Raw genomic sequence first — 22,134 nt, 5'->3', positions numbered from 1 at the left:
TGCCTTGCCCAAAGAGATTAGTCAAGCAATCAAGACTGTTTAACGTTCTCTAGAGCCGCATCTACTGATGGTTGCAGGGCTAGAAACTTCTCTAGGCGAACAAGCTTGACTGTTTGAGTGACACGGGCATTGGTGACAATTTGCAAGGTACCCTCAATGCCTTGAGCCTGCTTAGCTAACTGTACCAAAGCACCCAAGCCGGAACTATCAACAAAATCAATTTGCGACAGATCTAGAATAATGTGCTTTGGTCCCTCGTTTATTTTGCTACCAAGCACCTTGCGAAACGTCGGTTCGGAAAAGGCGTCTAACAAACCTGTGAGGCGGAATAGCTGACAGTTATCCCGAACTTCACGAGTGCCTCTCAGGCTTACCGTTAGATTAAGTGGCTCAGCAATAATTCCCTCCTCATATTTATGATGAACGCTCAAGTATAGATGGTTTTGGTGTATGTTGTCTACAACCTTTTTCTATTTTTACCTCACACCGCTCATTCCGGATTGACGAAATGTTCGCATTTGTTGTGTAAATTGCTCAAACAAATAATCAGCATCGTGAGGACCGGGGCTGGCTTCTGGGTGATACTGCACGGAAAACACTGGCAGCGATTTGTGACGGACTCCAGCAACAGTGCGATCGTTTAAGTTCAGATGGCTCACTTCTACAACAGCCCCAGGTAAAGAATCGGGATCGATCGCAAAACTATGGTTTTGGCTGGTAATTTCTACTTTCTGTTGCAAACCGGCTGGCTGATTCAAGCCCCGATGACCGAATTTGAGCTTAAAAGTTTCAGCGCCTAACGCATGACCTATAATTTGGTGTCCCAAACAAATACCAAACATGGGTTTTTGAGATCCAAGAAGTGCCTTTGCGGTTTCAATGCCTTCGGTCACAGCAGCAGGATCGCCAGGTCCATTAGACAGAAAGATCCCGTCGGGATTGTATTTCAGAATCTCATCAGGTGGGGTATTAGCGGGAACAACAATAACTCGACAGCCATAGGAGGCTAATCGGCGCAAAATATTGCGTTTTACACCAAAGTCAAGAGCAACAACAGTGAACAGTTCCCCATTATTGGCCCCATGTGTGGGATTGTATTCCCAGATTGGGTTTGTTGGTTCCGACCATTCATATATATTTGATGTGGTGACTTCTCGGACAAGATTCAACCCTTTCATGCTAGGCGCTGCCTGTACCTGTTCGAGCAGTTCCGCCTCATCCAGAATTGACGTGGAAATGCCACCGTTCATGGCTCCAAACATCCGAATCTTGCGAGTCAAAGCACGGGTATCAATTCCATAAATACCCGGAATTTCGTGGTGCTTCAGGTAATCGGGCAAGGACTGTGTCGAGCGCCAGTTGCTTGGTCGGGTACAAATATTTCGAGCCACTGCACCCCGCACTTGCGGTCTATTTGATTCCTCATCCTCTGGATTAACGCCAGTATTTCCCAACTCAGGGTAAGTGAACACGACTATCTGACCGCAGTAACTGGGGTCGGTCAGCACTTCTTGATATCCGGTCATGCCAGTGTTAAATACCACTTCGCCAATTGTGGTTTTGGTGGCACCAAATGACCAACCGCGATATGTCGTTCCATCTGCCAAAACTAGAATAGCAGGTATTGCGTCAGACAGGGGCATAAGCGATTAAAGTATAAGAGTAGGGGGTAGGGAAAACTGCGATGCATAATTATGCCATAAATCGGTGGTTTCGTCACTCGATCGCAGAATTAATCAAAACTTAAGAAATTAAAACACAAAATCTTTAAACATCCATGAGGAGTGATAGTAGATTTATAACAGCCCAGACGGGTAAAATTTTAATTAATTATGCTTCAGCCTATTTTATCCCGTGTAGCGTTAATTATTGTCTCATCCACACTAGCGGTTCTAGCGGTTGCCTGTCAGAAAGGTCAACAAGCTGCCAACGAGACTAGCGGAGATGAGTACGTGCCTACTGAAAAAAAGGTTGCCCCGCCAACTGCCATAACAGCAGACAAGCAAATTATCCCGCAACTAGAACCAGTCAGGCAACATCCGTCTGAGATTGAACTGAGTTATTTTGAACAGGGATTAGACAAAGCAGTTGGTGCTTTAAGCATCAGCCAATCTGCTCAATCTACAGAAGATTGGAATTTGGTGGCAGGTCAGTTGCAAGATGCGATCGCGCTGATGAAAAAAGTGCCAGCAGATAGTCCTTATTTCAATAGCGCCCAAGCAAGAATTATAGACTACCAGCGACAGCTGAAGTACGCAGAAAAAAAAGCAAATCCTCCGGTAAGCCAGCCCCCCTTACCTCCACCATCTAAAGCGGTAGCTGTCGTCCCTCGCCTCCCAGAGCCACCCATTCTCGATAGCGAACCACCTGTATTGGCACCACAAAAACAGTCAATAGTCCCATCAAAAACCACTGTCGTGCCAGTTAAACAAAAACAAGCATATTCGGTTCCGATACAAGTCAAACAGCCAAACGAACCACCAGTTTATAGAGCTCCCATCAAGCGAAGATTGGGTGGTACGCCAATTATTGAAGTAACCTTCAACGGCATTCAGCCTTTTGAAATGATTCTCGATACCGGAGCCAGCGGAACAGTCATCACTCAGAAAATGGCTATCGCTTTGGGAGTTGTCCCAGTTACAAGAGCAAAAGCAAACACTGCTAGTTCAAAAGCAGTCGAATTTGACGTCGGTTACGTAGAATCAATGGAAGTTGGAGGGGCTAAGACAACCCAAATTCCCGTCGCGATCGCAGGCACAGAACTAGAAACAGGGCTACTAGGACACGACTTTTTTGGCAATTACGATATCACCATCAAGCGCCACATTGTAGAATTTCGCCCGCAATCGCACTCGCCAGTCAAACCCAAAGAAGAACTTGAAGTTAACATTCCAACTTTGCCTAAAGAGCCCCAATCACGAGAACCGCTACCAATAGAAGTTCCCGAACCCAATTCTTGACGTACTCCCTGGTGTGGTCTCACTTCCATATTATGTTTGATAGTTCTCATGGTGTAGGTAGTTAACCGTGCGGGATTGACAGGCAGATCCCCGTCCCACAAGAACTATCTTTGCTTTTGCGGATTACAAAATAAGTTCCTCACCACGTTCGGTAAAGCGAACTTCCCTAATCTTCCATTGAGAATTACTCAAGAGAGTTTTGCGGAGACTGCCAAATAAAGCAAACTGCTCGCAACTTGAAAGAGAAGTGAATTGCCTCTGGGAACCCGGAGAGATTCGTAAATCAACAGTAGCAACACCATCTTGGACGTTGACACGATACCCAGACAACATAAAGTCAGCAGAGTCGCGTTCCTCAATAATTTTGCCGACAGCACCTTCTACAGGTTCCTCAGCAGGTACTGACACTTTCTGTGGCACAAGTTCTTGACATTGAGAATCACTTGTGTATAGGGTGACGTTAGTAGTTTTGTCAGAAGAAGTTTTGTTCTGCCTGGGGGAGGTATTGAGGAAAGACTCAGTTGCGGGAAATTTTGCCCTTGGCTGAAATGGTTCTAAGGTTGTTGTCGGGGTTGGAGTTGGGGTTGATGTGGCGTGTGTTTCGATGTTGTTGTTTGTACCGGCTGCTGGCGTTGTAGTATCAAGATTTTGAGAGTTCGGTCCAGAACTACAACTGCTTAAGCTAACAGCGATCGCGGCAACAACAAACGGAACAATAGGAACAATATATTTTTCTCTTGGGATCATCGCGTTTTATCCTGTTGTCCCCAAATTCTGCTAACAACTACAATTTCACTGCTATGGAATCCGTAAAAATTTAGGAAAACCTATGCCAAGCAACCAAACAAGTTCTGACGATCCCCGCAAAGCTGAGTGGGATGGTGTTCCTATAGAACAATGGGAACCATCCAAATGGAAGCAGTGGAAAGCCAAATACCCTGCTACAGACGAATTGGCAAAAATTGAACGGGAATACCTTAGAATCAAGCACGTTATTGCACAAGCGAACTCTGCTCTCAGGTTTGATAAAGTCAAAATAAAACTCAAGCTAACTAGTAGTAAAACCATTGGTTTACAAGGGACTTTTCCTTGCAAGTCAGGTGATGCTGGCAAAAATGGTAGCCCAAATAAGCAGTACACTCTTTCCTTGGGTTATGTAGCTAATGATGTCGGTGTGAAAGCCGCCGTCATGAAAGCAAGAGAATTAGATTTACTGCTCATAACAAAGCAATTTCAATGGACACCGACATTACTGGGTAAGCAAGCGCAAAAGCGCTCGCAACCCAATGAAGAAAAACCGACAAAACTCATTGGGGAATTTATTCAAGAATACGAACGGGAATTTTGGAAAACTCATGAGAAAAACCGGCAAGGAGTACGAACTTGGGAAAGCCATTACATGAGACATTTAAGAAAGCTTCCTCAAGATGTACCTATCTCTTTACAAGCAATTGAAGCAGCCTTAAAAAAAACCAATCCTCATACATCATCTCGTTTTTACTTAACTTGGCAACTAAAAAAATTCTGTAAATTTTGTAATTTTGATGCCGATAAAATTATTGATTCTTATACAACCCCACAACCATTACCTACTATTCGGAGAATCCCTTCCGATGAAGAAATTGTTCAAGGATTTACCAAAATAGGAGAACCTGTATCGCCATTCGCCAGTAAAGAAAATATCATTCTACCAGAACAATGGCAATGGATGTATGGGATGTTAGCAACCTATGGTTTAAGACCGCATGAATTATTTGCAATCAACCTAGAAGCCTTTACTCATTCCACAAATACCTTTCATTTGGTGACACTTAACTCTCAGCTAACAGAAGGAACCAAGACAGGCGATCGCAGTTGCGGCATTCCTCCAATACATCCCCACTGGGTAGAATTATTTGATTTAAAAAATATAAAGTTTTCTCAGAATAGTGGAACATTAAGTAATAGAACTGCAAAAATCTCTATTAAATTTAGAAATGGAAATATAGGTTTCAGACCTTACGATTTGCGACACGCTTACGCCCTGCGCGGACATCGCTTGCGAGTTCCCATTAAGACAATGGCAGATTATATGGGTCATACCGTGCAAGAGCATACCAAAACTTATCAAAGATGGATGAATGAAAATGCAAATTTAGAGATTTACCGGGAAGTTGTGATTCTCAGACAAGGCATGACAAAGGAAGCATTAAAAGAAAGAATTAAAGAATTGGAAGCAGAGAATCTTGCCCTAAAAGCCGAGAACGAATCCTTGCGAGGATTATTGCTTCAATATCAATTAAATCAAACTATTTCTGGTTGACCTGCATCTGTAAGCTATTCCCGACTTATGTGTACATCGTCACCAATGCTTTTGGCAGAGTGCCCGATGGAATCAAGCAATTGTGCAATTGCCTGCACTAACTTCTCTGGTTCAACAGGCTTAGAAATATGCATCATAAATCCAGCAGCTAGGGCTTGTTGTTGGTTAATTTCCCCCGCATAAGCAGTGAGGGCGATCGCAGGAATAGTTCCTCCCTGTTGGGGTGACCACTTTCTCAAAAGCCGAATCAGGGAATAACCATCCATTTCTGGCATACCAATGTCACACAGTAGCAAATTGGGAACAGACTGATTCAAGAGAGCTAATGCCTGTGCTGCCGAAGCAGCTGTTGTCACTTGTGCCCCAGCTTGCGTCAGAATGAATTCTGCCAATTCCCGCATATCCGCATCATCATCCACAACCAATATCTCTGGTAATCTATATGAAGCTGCAATATTATGGGCAAGGTTCAAGCAGAATGCAGTTTTTCCCATGGATGGGCGACCGGCGACAATAATTAAATCAGAACGTTGAAAACCACTAGTCATGGCATCCAAGTCATAGAAACCGCAGGGAATACCTGGTAGAGCGTTGCCTTGATGTCGGGTTTCGATATCTTGGAAAGTATTAATCAGCGTGTCAGAAATGTGAACTAAACCGACTTGGGGACGTTTCTGAGTCACGTTAAAAACTTTTTGTTCCGCTTGGTCGAGAACAATTGGCAGATTGGTTTCTGTCTGATATCCTAGCTGTACAATGTCGTTACCTGCTTTGATTAACTGTCGTCGTTGGTATTTTTCCATCACCAAGTCAGCTAAGGCATCAATGTTAACTGCTGATACGGTGCGGTCTACCAACATTGCCAGCTTGTTTCTACCGCCAACACGAGCTAGGATATCGTGGTCATTCAGCCAATTGATAACCGAGAGTAAGTCTGTGGGTTTACCTTGAGACTGCAGCTGTAACGCGGCTTGGTAAATATCTTTATGAGCGTTTATGTAAAAAGCGTCTGGAACTAGGCGGTCTCTTACCCTGCTAACCGCTTCCGGATCTAGCAAAATCCCCCCCAAGATGGCTTCTTCCGCTTCAATGTTTTGGGGTGGGAGACGATCCATACCGTTGCTTTGAAAGTTTAGTTCATCAAACATAAGTGAATTTGTTTATGACTTTTAGATACAAATGAACTAATTACCTTATAAACTAAAATTTGTATTTAATGCGTAAAGACGTTGCAATGCAACGTCTCTCTAAAGTTTGTATAAAATCTTACGACGAGTTCACATTTATTATCAAAAAACCTGAAAAACTGGGTTTCTCAAGGAAGATTCAGGTTGGCAACCTGAATAGCCCACTCACAACCCAGTTTTTGAAATTGATGTAAGTATCGCTTTAGCTGGCTACTACTTGAATGTTGACTTTTGCTGTTACATCTGTGAACAGCTTGATTTCAGCTTCGTAAGTCCCTAGCTTGCCAATGTCGGGTATGGTAATACCGCGACGATCTACTTCCAGCCCTGTGATTTGTTGAATAACGTCTGCTACATCTTGGGTGGTGACAGTACCGAAAATAGCTTCGTTTTCACCAACTTGTTTGGCAATGCTGAAGTTTCCTGCTTTTTCCAAAGTCGCTTTTTGCTCTTGGGCTTGTTGCTTCAGCTCTAGTTGCCGCTGGCGTTCTAATTCACGCCGACGCTCAAACTGCTTGAGAATTCCAGGAGTTGCCTGAGTTGCTAACTTTCTGGGAAGAAGATAATTTCGAGCATAGCCGGGAGCTACATCCACTAGGTCGCCAGATCTTCCGAGCTTGCTCACATCTTGGGTTAAAACTAATTGTATGCGTTTCGCCATCGTTTTTCTTGTTTCTGGTGCTTTCTCTAAAAATCTTAATCGCTTTGGCTTCAGATCGTGGCTGTATCCTAAGAAGCAAGAGCAGATATCATCAAACCTAAAGATTTTAGCGAAACCTGTGGTGCGATCGCAACTATTTTTTGTGACTATCTAACAGCTAATGGTTAATTGCCTCAAAACCACAAGCACTAACCAGTTAGCCATCAGCTAGAATTTGTCTTTCATTCCCCGCAACCACGCAAAGGTTTGTATGGGATCGTTAGTGTTTGCGGATAATTGTAATGTTGGCTGCTCCCAACGTAAAAAGGGGTTTGTCAGCTTTTCGACTCCCAGCAATGAAGGAACGGTAGCTTCTCCCCGATTGCGGAACGCCTTAACTTCTTGAAAGCGGTTTTGTAAGTCAGTGTTATCAGTATCCACAGTTAAGGCAAATTGCAAATTTTTCAAAGTATATTCGTGAGCGCACCAAACACGGGTCTTATCAGGTAACATACGAATTTTGCTCAGGGAGTTGACCATTTGGGCTGGTGTCCCCTCAAATAAACGTCCGCAACCGCCAGCAAATAGAGTATCCCCACAGAATAAATCCCCTATTTCACTGGGGTTGTTCGGAGCAAAGTAGTAGGCAATGTGAGCGCGGGTATGTCCGGGAACAAAGAGCACCTCAGCTTCTCGGTCTGCAAATTGTACGCGATCGCCCTCCTGTAAAAACACCTTTTGTCCCGGTATCCTGCCTTTGTCTTCGGCTCCACCATAAACAGTTAATTGAGGAAATTTTTGTATCAGTTCCCGGTTCCCACCTACATGGTCGTGATGGTGGTGTGTGTTAAAAATCGCTACTAACTCAGCTTTCATTCCTTGAAGTTTCTCCAAAACTGGTTCTGCTTCGGCTGGATCGACAACAGCAGCAATGTTTTGCTTCGGATCGTGTAGCAAAAAGATGTAATTGTCTGAAAGTGCTGCCAAACGGATGACTTGCATTTTCTGTCACTCCTGACGAATTGATTTATTACATTTCCAATCTTCAACAACCGTAATTTCACTGTTCTTATCTTGATTTTAATTACGATTGTCATCAATTTATCAGTAAAATTGCCCTGGGAGTCAAAGTAAATACAAAGTTACATTTATTATGTTTCCTTTTGGATTTTTATGAAAACCAAAAAATCAGTATTTTTCTAGACGGCTAATAGAAAATTATCGATTAAAATCTTTGTTCATAGCTAAATTATGTTGGAGGTGAGATGTTAAATAATTGCCATAAAACACATCCCAAAACCCTCATTTATTAACACAATCATCTTCTAGCATATGAAAGTATCCTTAGTTGTTAGTGATTTGAGCGGTGGTGGCAGTGTACGTGCATTTTTACTAGGACAGGTTCTACTTAAACTTAACTACGAAGTAGAAATTGTTGGTTTTCTCTTTGGTAAAGAATTATATGCAATTCCTCCTAAGGGCATCAAGATTGTTCCTATCCCTGGTGACAATTATCCTAAATTTCTTGGTGCAACCCGACAACTTTTACAAAAACTAGATGGAGATATTATTTATGCTGTCAAACCTAAACCTACAAGTTTTGGTGTTTCTCTCATAAAAAAAATTAGCAGCAACCGTCCTTTACTTCTTGATATGGATGATTGGGAACTCAGTTGGTACGGTGGTTTCAGTTGGAAGTATCGTCCAAGCCCCAAACAATTATATAGAGATATATTTAAAAAGGATGGAGCATTGAGGTTTCCCGACCATCCACTGTACATCAGTTGGCTGGAAAGTTTAGTAAATCAGGCAAACAGAATAACTATAGATACTCAATTTCTCCAAGACCGTTTTGGCGGTGTCTACTTGCCTAATGGCAAAGATACTGCAATGTTCGATCCCAGCCGATATGACCCTGAGGTCAGCAGAAAGCGTTATGGTCTTTCGGAGTATCGCGTTCTCATGTTTCCTGGGGCACCAAGACCACACAAGGGAGTTGAAGATGTTTTGATAGCTTTAGATCTCTTAAACCAGCCAGATTTAAAACTGGTGATTGTTGGTGGTAGCCCTTATGATGACTATGACGATCGACTCATTCAAAAATGGGAACGCTGGATTATTAAGTTACCAAAGTGCCCTGTTGAATTAATGCCTGAAGTTGTAGCAGCTGCTCATGTTGTGGTTGTTCCTCAGAGAGATACGATAATTGCTCGCGCTCAATTCCCTCTCAAATTGACAGATGGTATGGCAATGGCTAAACCTGTATTGTCAACTCGAGTTGGAGATATTGCAGAAATTTTAGGGGATACAGGTTTTCTCGTAGACCCTGGTAGTCCAGAGCAAATTGCTGAGCAAATCAAATCGATTTTTGAGGATTTAGAGGCAGCAAACGAGCGAGGAATAAGAGGACGAAAAAGATGTGTTGAATATTACAGTGTCGATAGTATGGCATCTACTATATCTCAAATCATAGCCGAAATAAAAATGTAGGCACAATTATTTCAGTGGCGGCAATAAAATATTGCATATGTTACTTACTAAAAATTCTCATTTCCAAAATTTTCTATTCATAAAACCAGTACTGCTTAAGTTTGCAAAACCCTACCCTTTGTTAATTCTATTAACAATAATTTTGGGGTTTTCTGGAGCTTTGTTTAATGGTATCGGTACGACACTCATTGTACCAGTTGTTCTTAAAGTCGTAGGACAAAAGGTTAGTTTTGATGGTGCGCCTCCGATTCTTCAAAAAATTATGCAGCCTTTTGATAATGTGCCAGAAAATAACCGTTTATTGGTTATGGCTGGGGCAATTGTCTTGACAATTTTTTTCAAGAATGTAACAAGTTATGCCAGCACATTGGCATCAAGTTCTTTGTCACGCTTGTTAACATCTGATATGCGTGCAGCAGGCTTAAAGATTTTACTGGACGTGGATCTAGACTTTTACACAAAGATGAAAGTTGGCGATCTGATCAACCGTCTTGGTTCAGAAGTTGCCCGTGCTGCAAGTACATTAGGAAATTTAGTTAAAGTATTTATACTAGCCAGTACGATTCTAGTTTTTATAGGGTTGCTATTGTCAATTTCTTGGCAGTTAACAATTGCTACTACAGTTTTACTATCTTTGGTTACGTTAATCAATCATTATTCAATTGCTCGTTCGGCAAAGTTTGGCAAGTTACTATCAGAAATCTCTCAAGCGTATTCTATTACAACGTTAGAGACTCTGATGGGAATTCGCCTCGTTAAGGCAACTGGTAATGAAGAAAGAGAATATCAAAAAATTCTCAAATTGATTCGCGCTCGGGAAAAAGCAGATTTCAATTCTCAGGTTTATGCAGAGTTAATTACACCAGTTAGTGAGGTGACAGGCATTATTACCTTAATGGTAATTGTCTTCTTAGGTCGGACTTTTTTTGCCGATCAAGTAGCTTCTCTCTCGACTGTGCTCTTGACATACTTATTGGTGCTCCTACGACTGTTACCCCTTGTTTCTCAGTTAAATGCTCTTCGCAGTAGCTTTGCTAATTCCGCCGCTAGTGTGGATATTGCAGTTGATTTCTTAAGCCATGATAACAAGCCAATAATGGCTAAGGGTAAGGTGCAATACTCAAGATTACAAACTGGATTGCATTTTAAGGAGGTTTCTTTTACTTATGCGGGTCATGAGAAATTGGTCTTGAACGATCTCAATTTATTTATACCTCGCGGGACAACATTGGCATTAGTAGGTGCTTCTGGTGCTGGTAAATCAACGCTAGCAGACCTTTTACCTAGGTTTTATGACCCTACATCTGGTTGCATTACTATTGATGACACCGATTTGCGTGATTTTGACATTCAATCGTTGCGAAGAGCAATGGGAATCGTCAGTCAAGATACTTTTCTCTTTAATAACTCGGTGCGGTACAACATCTCTTATGGACGACCTGAGGCGACAGAAGAGGAAATTATAGAAGCAGCAAAACAGGCAAATGCCTATGAGTTTATCTGCAAATTACCTCAAGGCTTTGATACTCTGATTGGCGATCGCGGTGTCATGTTATCTGGTGGACAAAGACAAAGATTAGCCATTGCTCGCGCACTACTGCAGAATCCAGAAATTCTCATACTAGATGAAGCAACAAGTGCCTTGGATACAGTTTCCGAGCGTTTGGTGCAAGCAGCAATTGAACAGCTAAGTAAAAATCGCACAACATTGGTTATTGCTCACCGTCTTTCCACAGTGCAAAAAGCTCATCAGATTGCTGTGATGGAACAAGGGAGTGTTGTAGAGCTAGGAACCCATGAAGAACTTTTACGAAAAGCTGGCTACTACGCCCGCCTCTACTCGATACAATTTGCCGACCAAGCAGAAACTCAAATTACCCGGAATGAGAAGTTAAACCATGTTGCAGGTGAAGTGCGAACAAAACTCAATTCTATGATTGGTCACTTGCACTTATTACTAGATGAAACTGTAAAAACATTCCAACAGCGGCAGGAATCCATTGAAAATTCTTACAGTTTAGCTGTTGAAATTCTCAAAACTTTGGAATCTTTTGAAGATACTGTAAAGCTGCAAATAAGTTTGAACAAAATGTTTTTTGCAGATAAACCAAACTCTACCAAAACTCAGCATGAAACCTTAATTTACATTTCTCACGAAATTCGAGTTCGCCTCAATCCAATCCTTGGTTTTCTGTGCTTACTAGCAGATGGTTTTGTAGACGATCTAGAAGAAGAAAATGAATTAATTCAAGGTTCTTATTATTCTGCTATAGATTTATTAAATAGTATGAATATTTTTGAGAATAGTGTGAAATCCTGAAACAATAAATTTAAAATATATAGGAATTTCAAGTATGAGAAAAATTGCAATTTATTGCCCCTATTTTATAGGAGGCGGAGCAGAAGCAGTCGCTTTATGGATTTTGCAAGCATTGAAAGCAAAGTACGATATCACATTATTTGTTCTGGGAAAGGTTGATTTTGAAGCCTTAAATTCTCTCTATGGAACGAGTTTGTCAAAACAAGATATAAAAATCAAAACCTTTGTGCCAAACTTCCTAACTTATATTTGTTATTTTATGATAGCAAATAGCAATGAGATGAGAATGATATTTTTACATCTCTTGCTCCGTTTCTTTAAGCAGAATTGTGATGATTACGATCTTGTTATGTCTGCACATAATGCGGTGGATCTAGGTAAGCCTGGAATTCAATATATACATTGGGTTAAGGTTGTTGAGGGCACTCGTTTGCATCGAAAAATCTCCAATTTTTCAGAAATACAGTTAGCCAAAAATCTTTCTTTAACAAATTCTTATTGCGTTGCAACTGCTGCTAAAGAAACCTATGGTGTTGATACCAAAGTTGTTTTTCCGCCTGTTGTGATGGATACTCCAAATGTAGCTTGGAGTGATAAGGAAGACGCTTTTATCTGTAGTGGTAGGATAGTGAAATCTAAAGAGCCTCATAAAGTGATTCAAATCCTCCAGCAAGTCCGCGAGCAAGGCTTTGATATCAAACTACATATTACAGGTGGAGGCGGTGGAGTTTATGAATGGCAATACAACCGTTTAATCAGAAAGATGGTGGCAGAAAATTCATCTTGGATTACGCTGTATGAAAATCTTCCCTACAAAGAATATATTCAACTTTTAGCTAAATGTAAGTACGGCATTCACTTTAAGAAAGAACCATTTGGAATTTCTATTGCCGAAATGCTTAAATCAGGTGCTATTCCCTTTGTGAGAAGTGTAGGCGGACAGGTTGAAATTGTTGGTCAGCACAATGAAGAATTATTTTTTAATAATGAAGAGGAAGCTGTCAAGAAAGTTGTTGCTGTTTTGAAGAGTTCTACCACTCAAAGCAAGCTAATTCACTCTTTAGCAAAACAAAAACCTTTATTCTCTACTCAGAAATTTATGTCTGAGATTAATGAGGTTGTTGATTCCTATTTTGACAAAACGTTTCAATACGAGTGATTTTCTATTGATAAACGATGAGAGTAGCATTTATTACGAATTTCGACCTAAAACAGCAACCTTCTTCAAATGTTGGGAGATGGCTATCGATTAAGCGGATTGCACAAAGCTTAGAGAAGGCTGGAATTGAAGTGATTTATGTTGGGCGCTTGATAGAAACCCAGTGGCCCAGACATTGGACGATTCGCCTTAAGTCTTTTGTTTACTCTAAGCTTGGTCAACATTATATGCCCGAGGTTACTCAACGAGTTCTCAAAGATTACGCCAAGCAAGTTGAGGCAAGGTTAAGTCAGCAAAACTGCGACTTAATCTTGTGCCCGCATAATGCAAAACCAATCGCCTACTTGCAAACCAAGCAACCTATCATACTTTGGCAGGACGCACCTTTTTATTCCTTAGTAGACACATATCTGAAAAATTTGTGTCCTGAAACAAAGAGGTCAATTTATGATATGGAAGAGCTTACGTATAAAAAATGCTCGAAAATTTTCTTCTCATCTGATTGGGCAATTTCAGAGGTAAAAAGATTTTGGCAAATTTCTTCATCCCTTCTAGGGATGTTGTCCTACGGTGCCAATTTTGAGAGCGGTCTCAATTATGATGAAGTTTGTAAGATTGTTGCTCGAAGAGTGACTGACGAAGTTTGTCATCTTCTTTTCGTAGGTTTGGATTGGTACCGCAAAGGAGGAGACATTGCATTAGAAGTTCTTAAACGCCTGCTAAAACGGGGAATTCCAGCACAACTAACCATTGTTGGATGTCAGCCGGATCTCCCAGTAGAGATAGAGCCATTTGTGAATCGTCTTGGTTTTATAAATCTCAATGTTAAGGAAGATGCCAAGAAAATGGCTCAGGTATTTCAGGATGCACACTTTTTCATTTTCCCATCCCAAATGGATTTCAGCCCACACGTTATAAATGAAGCAGGTTCGTTTGGAGTTCCTGTTCTAACAAATAATGTTGGCGGAATACCATCGCTTATTTCTGAAGCCGAGAATGGATTTATTTTCGCTCAACATGAAATTGACGGGTATGTTGATGTGATTGAAAGGTATTTCAACAACAAGTTGGATTACAAAGATTTAGCTATGAAATCTTTTGACTGTTATTGCAATAATTTAACTTGGGATGCTTCGATACAAACATTAATTTCGGAAATGAAAGCACTGGTTTGAGCTAGCCTCGTTTGCTTTGCATGACTGGTAGGTCAATGTTAAGAAGCATTTACGGCATTTCGTTTGATGCTAATTTTTGGTGTATCTGCTTCCCGTGCTATTTAAGTACGTCAGCAAATTGTTACAGCTTATGGTGGCAAGATTAGTGTCATAATTGATACTCCTCACAGAAGACAGTTGGGGAATTCATGAATCTTCAATGGTGCTATCAAAGACACCCTAGACGCTCATGACGACTGCCAGTACGAGAGGCATCGCAATTGCGCTTACTTTTCATTTTTTCTGCTTTCTGAGTCCATCACTACGCCAGTTAGGTACGTTCAACATCCTGCCATTGTTTGCTTTTTAACTGTTCCAAATCAAGTCGGATATGTCGGTTGCCGGGATTGCTCCGTACTAGGATGAATCAACACGTAGATAGTTGTTCTTACTTACTTATTTTCCTTATATATTACAGTGGCTGAAGCCACACAATCGTTTTACGGCGACTAGAGTCGCTCACCGACTTATTCCCGCGTCTAAAGCCACGGGCTTGGGTCTCGTTTTCCGGTCAACCGGGATCTGGGTCACTTTTTTGGTTTACGTTACCATTGTAAAACGGTGACTAAGGGAAATTACTTAATAATTGTAATGTTTTGGTAATGACTTTTTAAGCGGGTTTTACCTGCGATCGCCACAACAGTATCGTAAAGAGCGCGAAATATAAATATTGCGTGTTGCACTTCCATTGTTAAGGCAGCCAATGACTTAATTAATTTATAATGAAGCTGTTTCTGGTTTCTCTGTATATCTCCGGATACTGGCAGATATTGCTGAACCAGTAGCAATGAGGACTGGCTAAAACACAAGAGAGCTGAATTTATGACTCCACTTGTTTCTATAGTTGTCACCTGCTTTAACCAAGGGCGCTATTTAGAACGCTCGGTGCAAAGCGTACTTTCACAAAAGTTCACTGACCTTGAGTGCATTATCGTAGATGATGGCTCGACCGATCGCACTAGAGAGGTAGCTCAAAGCTTAATGAGTAGAGATTCCCGTGTGAGTTACTTCTATAAAGAAAATGGTGGCGTCTCTTCAGCCCGTAATTTTGGTTTTAGACAGGCGAAAGGTACGTGGATACAGTTTTTAGATGCAGATGATTGGATTGATGAAGCTAAAATTAGTTCTCAATTAAGCTATTTAAATAGTTTAAAGGGGGAAAATACTGTATTTTATACAGATTATGAACGGGTTTTTTTAGATCGAGAAGACAAGATTACAAATAGGGTAAAAAATAGAGTTGGTTCTCTAACAAGGGAGCAATTGATTCAACGATTATTGATACCCGACTTTTTAGCTAATTCTCCATTTCCCCTACTTCAACAATGTTTGTTGATGCATAGAAGCGTTTTTCAGAAAAAAATGTTCGATGAACGGCTTAAAGCTCTCCAAGATAGGGATTTTTGCTTGGACTTACTTTTAGCTGGAGTTAATTTTGTCTATGTTCCTCTTGTAGGAGCTTTTTATACAAAACATCAGTCCAATCGAACCAATAATTGGTCTTACATGAAAGACTACTATATTCTATTTTATGAAACTGTTTGCGGCAAGCATCAGGAATTCATTCCCCTATCTCAAATTGGTATTAATTATTTATTAAGAGAAGCAATTAGAGAAAAGGAGGAAAAGAATTTTAACAGACTGCTAAAATTGGTACACACGCCCTTTTATTTGCTAGATAGCAACAAAATTAAGATTAACAGTATCTATATCCTCAAACTGATTTACAGCATCCGACTAATGACTCCGAGCTTCTTATTATATGAAAAATATAGAGGACCGCGTTCAAAAAAAATTATCTCTACCTTTGCTAGATTAACAAATTGGCGCACGAGGGCAAATGAGAATTATGTCAGCAGTCAGTAAGAAATTAAAAGTCTTGTTTAAAAGTTAAGTGAGATTATAGTGGCACCTAAAGTTTCATTAGTTGTGAGCGATCTATCTGAAGGTGGGAGTGTTAGAGCATTCTTACTAGCTCAGGTTCTGCAAAAGCTAAACTATCAGGTAGAAATCGTCGGCTTTCTCTTTGGAAAAGAGTTGTATGTCATGCCACCATCTGGCATTCCAGTCAGTTCTGTGACGGGCAAAAATTATCCCAACTTTTTTACATCAGCTAGGAAACTTTTACAAAAACTAGATGGCGATATTATCTACGCAGTTAAGCCTAAGCCTACAAGTTTTGGTCTGTCTCTCATTAAAAAAATGAGCGACAATCGTCCCTTACTGTTGGATATGGATGATTGGGAACTGAGCTGGCATGGAGGTTTTGAGTGGAAGTATCGTCCAAACCCAAAACAATTATATAGAGATATTTTTAAGAATAACGGAGCATTGAGGTTTCCCGACCATCCACTGTATATAAGTTGGCTGGAAAATTTGGTTAAAAAGGCGGATGCGATAACGATAGATACTCAATTTCTGCAAAATCGATTTGGTGGTGTTTACGTTCCTAATGGGAAAGATACCGCGATGTTCGACCCCAGTCTATATGACCCTGAGGTTAGCAGAAAGCGTTACGGTCTTTCTGAATATCGCATTCTCATGTTTCCAGGCGCACCGCGACCCCATAAAGGTGTGGAAGATGTGCTCATAGCATTGGATTTGCTGAATCAACCAGATTTGAGACTTGTTCTTGTAGGTAGCAATCCTTATGATGACTATGATGACAAACTCATTCAGAAATGGGGGCGTTGGATTATCCAATTACCCAAACGACCTGTCGAGGTTATGCCAGAGGTTGTAGCTGCTGCTCACGTTTTGGTTGTTCCCCAACGCGACACGATTATTGCTCAAGCTCAATTTCCTTTGAAGTTGACAGATGGCATGGCAATGGCTAAACCTGTATTGTCTACTAAAGTGGGTGATATTCCGGAGATTTTGGGCGATACTGGTTATCTTGTCGATCCTGGCTGTCCAGAGCAAATTACTGAGCAAATACAATTGATATTTGAGGATTTAGAAGCAGCAAACAAGCGAGGACAAAAAGCTAGAGATAGATGCATCAAATACTATAGTGTAGATGCTATGGCAGATACTTTGTCGCAAATCATTGCCGGAATTAAGTTTTAGACATAATTATCAGTTGCGGCAATCACTTGTTGCTTATGTTATTTAGTAAAAAGACCTACTCAAAACGCTCCATCTTAACCAATCCGGTGCTGCTTAAGTTTACCAGACCTTATCCTTGGTTAATTTTATTAACGATCTCGCTGGGGTTTTCTGGAGCTTTATTTAATGGTGTGGGGACAATATTAATTGTGCCGGTTGTTCTGAAAATTGTAGGACAGGAAGTCAATTTTGAAGGCTCGTCTCCCATTCTTCAAAAGATAACGCAGCTTTTTGATGAGGTTCCCGAGGATTTTCGCCTGTTGATTATGGCTGGGGCAATTATCTTTACAATTTTTTTAAAAAATGCAGCAACTTATGCTAGTACGTTAACATCCAGCTCCTTATCTCGTTTGCTGACTGCGGATATGCGCGAGGAAGGTTTAAAGGTATTGCTAGATGTCGATCTAGAGTATTATACCAAGATGAAAGTTGGGGATTTAATCAACAGTCTTGGTGGAGAGGTTGCTCGTGCTGCTAGTGCTGTGGGTAACTTAACTAAAGTCGTTATACTTGTCATTACAATTTTAGTTTTTGTGGGATTGTTGCTCTCAATTTCTTGGCAGCTAACAATTGCGACAACAGTTTTATTGTCTTTGGTAACGTTAATTAATCAATTTGCTATTTCCCGTGCAAGAGATTTTGGTAAGCTCCTATCGGAAATGTCTAAGATTTATTCTTCGACTGTTCTAGAAATTCTTATGGGTGTTCGCTTGGTAAAAGCGACAGGTAATGAAGGGAGAGAATTTCAAAAGCTTAAGAAAATTATTCGCGATCGCGAAAAAGCAGATTTTGAATCTCAAATTCATTCAGAACTCATTACACCAGTCAGTGAAATTACTGGTATAGCAACTCTCATCTTAATTGCCTTTTTGAGCCGTACCTTTTTTGCTAACCAAATCGCTTCTCTTTCTGCTGTTCTTTTCACATATTTATTGCTCCTCCTGCGTTTGTTACCAATTCTTTCTCAGTTAAATGCTCTTCGCAGTAGCTTTGCAAATTCTGCAAGTAGTATTGATATTGCAACTGACTTTCTCCGACGAGATAATAAACCAATCATGGTGAGTGGGAAAGTGCGTTACTCAAAATTACAGGGTGGCGTGCATTTTAAGTGGGTTTCCTTTTCTTACCCCGACCATGAGAAAACAGTCTTAAAAGACATAGATTTATATTTACCGTGCGGTACAACACTTGCTTTAGTAGGTGGTTCTGGTGCAGGTAAATCCACATTGGCAGACCTCTTACCCAGATTCTATGACCCAACATCTGGCTGTATCACCATTGACGGCGTTGATTTACGCAATTTCGATCTCCAGTCGTTGCGAAAAGCAATGGGAATTGTCAGCCAAGATACTTTTCTGTTTAATGACTCGGTGCGGTATAACATTGCTTACGGCCGACCCGAGGCGACAGAGGAGGAGATTATTACCGCAGCTAAACGGGCAAATGCTTATGAGTTTATCTGTAAATTACCACAGGGATTGGACACCTTGATTGGCGATCGCGGCATCATGTTATCTGGTGGACAAAGACAGCGTTTGGCAATAGCGCGTGCTTTGCTGCAAGATCCAGATATTCTGATTCTAGATGAAGCCACCAGCGCCTTGGATACTGTTTCCGAACGTTTGGTGCAAGCAGCAATAGATGATTTGAGTCGCGAACGTACAACTTTGGTCATTGCTCACCGTCTTTCCACGGTACAAAGAGCTCATCAAATTGCCGTGTTAGAACAGGGGCGTGTGGTAGAGGTGGGAACCCATAACGAACTTTTACAAAAGGGTGGTTATTATTCTCGTTTGTACTCAATGCAATTTGCGTCTCAGTCTGAAGCAACGAGTAAGCCTTACCAAAGCTTAATTCGCCTTTCCCACGAACTTCGCAATCGACTTAACGCTATGATTGGTTTGCTGCGCCTGCTGCTTGACGACATGGTAGAAAGTGTCCAAGAAAGGCAGGAATTAATTGAGGAATCTTACAAATCTGCAGGCAAAATTCTCAATACAATTGACGTTTTTGACGACATTGTTAACTTGCATGCGAACTGCCAAACAGCACTTTTGCTAGACACAAATCATGTAGACAGCATTGACGATCGGAATTTGAACCGCATTTCTGATGAATTCCGCCGAAGCTTGAATCCCATGCTTGCTTCTTTGCGTTCTCTATCCGAAAGTAGGACATATACATCTAAGAAGAAACAACATGAATTAATTCAAGATGCTTACCAATCTGCCATGTATTTAATAGACAATCTCAAATCTTTGGAAGCCCATAACTGAATAATTCGTAATCTGCGCTTCGCCCACGCTTCGCGAACGTAATTCGTAATAAAAAATGCAAGAATTATGAATTGGAGCGAAGCGACTTGACAGGATATGACTTTTAGAAGGTGACACGCTATATACCTAAAATAAAAATCCCTTTAAAGGTAGAAAAATTAGTATATCTTAAGATAGGTCTGCCATCGGGTAGTAGTCACAAAGAAAGACAGGGTCAAAAATTAACAAAGTACAAGCTTTTGTAAAAGCCTTGTAAATGACTAATCTTGATTTTCCACTCACTACGAACCATGAGAAATTATAACTTGAGGAATTTGTACATCTTTTTTTCTGGTAACTTGTCTCTCCAACCAGACAGCGCTCACGAAATCCATGATGTACTGTGTGCTAATGCAGCCGCTAGCTTGGGTTATGATTCAGTTTTAGTTTACCTTGAGAAAGAAAATAAGTCCTTAAACCCAGCTGCGTGGATTTACCCTTTTCAACCAAAACAACCAGATGCTAAGTTTGTAGAGTTCTATGACGTGGGCGAAAATCTCAAAGTAGCCCCACTGCCAATACCTTGGTTTACCGAAAAACTGGCTAGGAGGTGGAATAATACTATTACACTCATATCAAAATACTATTTCCCATTTCATATTTTATCTCAAACAAAGATAGTACACACAAGGGATTGGAACTTTGCCAAAATGGCAGTTATAAACAAAGTACCAGTCATCTACGAGCGTCACTATTTTCAAGAACATCAGTTTGAACCAGAAATTGTCAATAGCCCGTATTTTCAAATTGCTATAACCCAGTCCGATCTAATCAGACAAAGCCTTATTAAATATGGTATGCCGCCAGAAAAGGTTATATGGTTGCATAATGGATCTGAGCGATCGTTCTTTATCAGAGAACCTGAAGCAGCGGAAGCATGGCGTAGAGAACTTCTTTGTGAAGGACGCAAGCATCTTGTTGTTTATTCTGGTGCTTTATATCGTTTTAAGGGAATCGATCTTTTAATTGACGCTGCTAAAGAATTGCCAGAAATTCAGTTTGCAATTACAGGAGGAAAGGAATCACAAGTAAAAGCTTATCAGCAGTTAGCTCGGGATAAACAGGTAGAGAATATTAAGTTTTTAGGCTGGGTCTTGCCACGCAAAAGATTAGTTAGTTTGTTTCAAGCTGCTGATGTTTTGGCGCATCCGCATATCTCTGGGAAAGAAGCAAAGTTCACAAATCCAGTGAAATTCTTTCAGTATATGGCATCTGGAACCCCAATAGCTGTTACTGAAATTCCACCTCTTATGGAATTCAAACATAAATCTTTAGTAGCTTGTTGGTGTGAACCAGATAACCCTCATAAATTTGCTCAATCTATTCAGTATGTTTTAGAAAAATATCCAAGAAAACTGGCAGGTTACTCAGATAATATCAATTTTGCCCATCAGTATTCTTGGGAAAATAGAACAATACGAATTCTCAATTGTGTTAATGAATCTTTTCGTCCCTCTAAACGTATTTGTTAAATTATGACTAAGAAAATAGTAGGAATGTTAACTTCCTATTCTGCTATTAAAAATATTGATTGGCTTTGGCAACAAACCCCTCACTCTTTTGGGGACTGGGGCAACATTCAAATGCTGGCAAAGCACCCAAAGCCAGATTTTTTACTAATGTACCAGTTTGATTTCCCAAAACCACCCCAGCCGCAGCCCTGGTTTAAAAGGATTCGCCCCCGACAAAAGCAGGCTGAAATGCCAGTAGATGTGAATTCTCTTTTGCGTGGTGTTCCTCAAGAGCAAATTGTTTACTTACTCCGGGAACCTCCCCTAGATGAGGTTGTAGAAATCAATAAAAGAAATTATCAACAAGCCCAGAAGTACTGTGGTTATATATCAGGTCCTGACGACTTTGCTCCGACACCTGATTATATGCCAGCTATTTGGTATCACGGTGTTCCATTTCAGGTCTTGGATGAAATGCCTCCTATGGAAAAGGAGAAACCTTGCAGTTGGATCACTTCTGGAATCAATCGTACAGCCAGCCACAAACACCGTCTGGCTTTCTTGCAGTCTTTGCAGGAAAGCGACGTGAAATTCGATTTATATGGGCGTAACTTGCCTACTTGGGCAAAAGCACCAGGAGAACTCGGTAATAAATGGTATGGTATGGCACCATACTATTACAACTTGGCAATAGAAAATTATGCTGAAAATAGTTGGTATGTGAGTGAAAAACTTTGGGATGCTTTGCTTGCGTGGTGTTTGCCGATTTATTATGGTGGACCTGCCGCCGACAAGTTATTGCCACCTGGTAGTTTCTTACGGTTGCCTAGCTTGGATGAAAAAGGTATTGCCTACATTAAAGAAGTAACAGCGACCCCAGATGCTTGGTATGCAGCAAAGGAAGCAATAAGAGAAGCCAGACAAATTATTCTTCACAAACTCAATTTGCTCAACTGGTGTTCGGAATACGTTGCCAAAATTTCCTAAT

17 protein-coding genes are annotated in these 22,134 nt (G+C 40.8%); 11 read left to right on the top strand and 6 right to left on the bottom strand.

Features of this window, described 5'->3' with window-relative positions:
* Window positions 1-29: 29 nt before the first annotated feature.
* Together ACYRY3_RS27270 and carA are read right to left on the bottom strand one after the other, a co-directional pair.
* The gene (locus ACYRY3_RS27270) at window positions 30-431 is read right to left on the bottom strand and encodes an STAS domain-containing protein (RefSeq protein WP_460204763.1); all 402 of its coding nucleotides are present in this window, start codon (window positions 429-431) and stop codon (window positions 30-32) included.
* Window positions 432-476: 45 nt separating this feature from the next.
* On the bottom strand, window positions 477-1,643 hold the full coding sequence (carA, locus tag ACYRY3_RS27265) for a glutamine-hydrolyzing carbamoyl-phosphate synthase small subunit (protein ID WP_460204761.1): 1,167 nt from the start codon (window positions 1,641-1,643) through the stop codon (window positions 477-479).
* A 189-nt stretch (window positions 1,644-1,832) separates the two neighbouring features.
* Here carA and ACYRY3_RS27260 point away from each other — a divergent pair, with 189 nt between their 5' ends.
* Window positions 1,833-2,960: a retropepsin-like aspartic protease family protein gene (locus ACYRY3_RS27260; RefSeq protein ID WP_460204760.1), complete on the top strand. Its 1,128-nt coding sequence runs from the start codon at window positions 1,833-1,835 to the stop codon at window positions 2,958-2,960.
* Window positions 2,961-3,083: 123 nt separating this feature from the next.
* Here ACYRY3_RS27260 and ACYRY3_RS27255 read toward each other — a convergent pair whose 3' ends face one another.
* Window positions 3,084-3,707 (bottom strand): sporulation/spore germination protein, encoded by a 624-nt coding sequence (locus ACYRY3_RS27255; protein ID WP_460204759.1) that lies wholly within the window; start codon window positions 3,705-3,707, stop codon window positions 3,084-3,086.
* Window positions 3,708-3,789: 82 nt separating this feature from the next.
* Between ACYRY3_RS27255 and ACYRY3_RS27250 the strand changes: the two genes are divergently transcribed.
* Window positions 3,790-5,262, top strand: a complete 1,473-nt coding sequence (locus tag ACYRY3_RS27250) for an integrase (protein WP_460204758.1) — start codon at window positions 3,790-3,792, stop codon at window positions 5,260-5,262.
* Between the two features lie 14 nt (window positions 5,263-5,276).
* On the opposite strand, the gene ACYRY3_RS27245 is transcribed toward ACYRY3_RS27250, so the two are convergent.
* The 3 genes from ACYRY3_RS27245 to gloB all read right to left on the bottom strand — a co-directional run bounded on the left by ACYRY3_RS27245 (window position 5,277) and on the right by gloB (window position 8,091).
* A complete protein-coding gene (locus ACYRY3_RS27245; RefSeq protein WP_460204757.1) occupies window positions 5,277-6,410 on the bottom strand; it encodes a DnaB-like helicase N-terminal domain-containing protein in 1,134 nt (377 codons plus the stop codon).
* Between the two features lie 241 nt (window positions 6,411-6,651).
* Window positions 6,652-7,110: a 50S ribosomal protein L9 gene (rplI, locus tag ACYRY3_RS27240; protein ID WP_460204756.1), complete on the bottom strand. Its 459-nt coding sequence runs from the start codon at window positions 7,108-7,110 to the stop codon at window positions 6,652-6,654.
* A gap of 207 nt (window positions 7,111-7,317) precedes the next feature.
* The gene (gloB, locus tag ACYRY3_RS27235; RefSeq protein WP_460204755.1) at window positions 7,318-8,091 is read right to left on the bottom strand and encodes a hydroxyacylglutathione hydrolase; all 774 of its coding nucleotides are present in this window, start codon (window positions 8,089-8,091) and stop codon (window positions 7,318-7,320) included.
* A 330-nt stretch (window positions 8,092-8,421) separates the two neighbouring features.
* Between gloB and ACYRY3_RS27230 the strand changes: the two genes are divergently transcribed.
* The 9 genes from ACYRY3_RS27230 (at window position 8,422) to ACYRY3_RS27190 (ending at window position 22,133) form a co-directional block, all read left to right on the top strand.
* Window positions 8,422-9,579 (top strand): glycosyltransferase family 4 protein, encoded by a 1,158-nt coding sequence (locus ACYRY3_RS27230; RefSeq protein ID WP_460204754.1) that lies wholly within the window; start codon window positions 8,422-8,424, stop codon window positions 9,577-9,579.
* 37 nt (window positions 9,580-9,616) lie between these two features.
* Window positions 9,617-11,899 carry an ABC transporter ATP-binding protein gene (locus tag ACYRY3_RS27225; RefSeq protein WP_460204753.1) on the top strand — a complete coding sequence of 761 codons (2,283 nt, stop codon included), beginning with the start codon at window positions 9,617-9,619 and terminating at the stop codon, window positions 11,897-11,899.
* A 34-nt stretch (window positions 11,900-11,933) separates the two neighbouring features.
* Window positions 11,934-13,058, top strand: a complete 1,125-nt coding sequence (locus ACYRY3_RS27220; protein ID WP_460204752.1) for a glycosyltransferase — start codon at window positions 11,934-11,936, stop codon at window positions 13,056-13,058.
* A 17-nt stretch (window positions 13,059-13,075) separates the two neighbouring features.
* Window positions 13,076-14,233 (top strand): glycosyltransferase family 4 protein, encoded by a 1,158-nt coding sequence (locus ACYRY3_RS27215; RefSeq protein WP_460204751.1) that lies wholly within the window; start codon window positions 13,076-13,078, stop codon window positions 14,231-14,233.
* Between the two features lie 861 nt (window positions 14,234-15,094).
* A complete protein-coding gene (locus ACYRY3_RS27210) occupies window positions 15,095-16,138 on the top strand; it encodes a glycosyltransferase family 2 protein (RefSeq protein WP_460204750.1) in 1,044 nt (347 codons plus the stop codon).
* Window positions 16,139-16,177: 39 nt separating this feature from the next.
* On the top strand, window positions 16,178-17,341 hold the full coding sequence (locus ACYRY3_RS27205; RefSeq protein WP_460204749.1) for a glycosyltransferase family 4 protein: 1,164 nt from the start codon (window positions 16,178-16,180) through the stop codon (window positions 17,339-17,341).
* Between the two features lie 35 nt (window positions 17,342-17,376).
* Complete coding sequence (locus ACYRY3_RS27200; protein ID WP_460204748.1) at window positions 17,377-19,656, top strand: ABC transporter ATP-binding protein; 2,280 nt, start codon at window positions 17,377-17,379, stop codon at window positions 19,654-19,656.
* 290 nt (window positions 19,657-19,946) lie between these two features.
* On the top strand, window positions 19,947-21,167 hold the full coding sequence (locus tag ACYRY3_RS27195) for a glycosyltransferase (protein WP_460204747.1): 1,221 nt from the start codon (window positions 19,947-19,949) through the stop codon (window positions 21,165-21,167).
* Between the two features lie 3 nt (window positions 21,168-21,170).
* The gene (locus tag ACYRY3_RS27190) at window positions 21,171-22,133 is read left to right on the top strand and encodes a glycosyltransferase family 10 domain-containing protein (RefSeq protein WP_460204746.1); all 963 of its coding nucleotides are present in this window, start codon (window positions 21,171-21,173) and stop codon (window positions 22,131-22,133) included.
* Window position 22,134: the final 1 nt, after the last annotated feature.

The organism is Scytonema sp. NUACC21 (assembly GCF_054684315.1).
The sequence above is the reverse complement of the archived record's forward strand: the minus strand, read 5'-3'. Positions and strand labels throughout refer to the sequence as shown.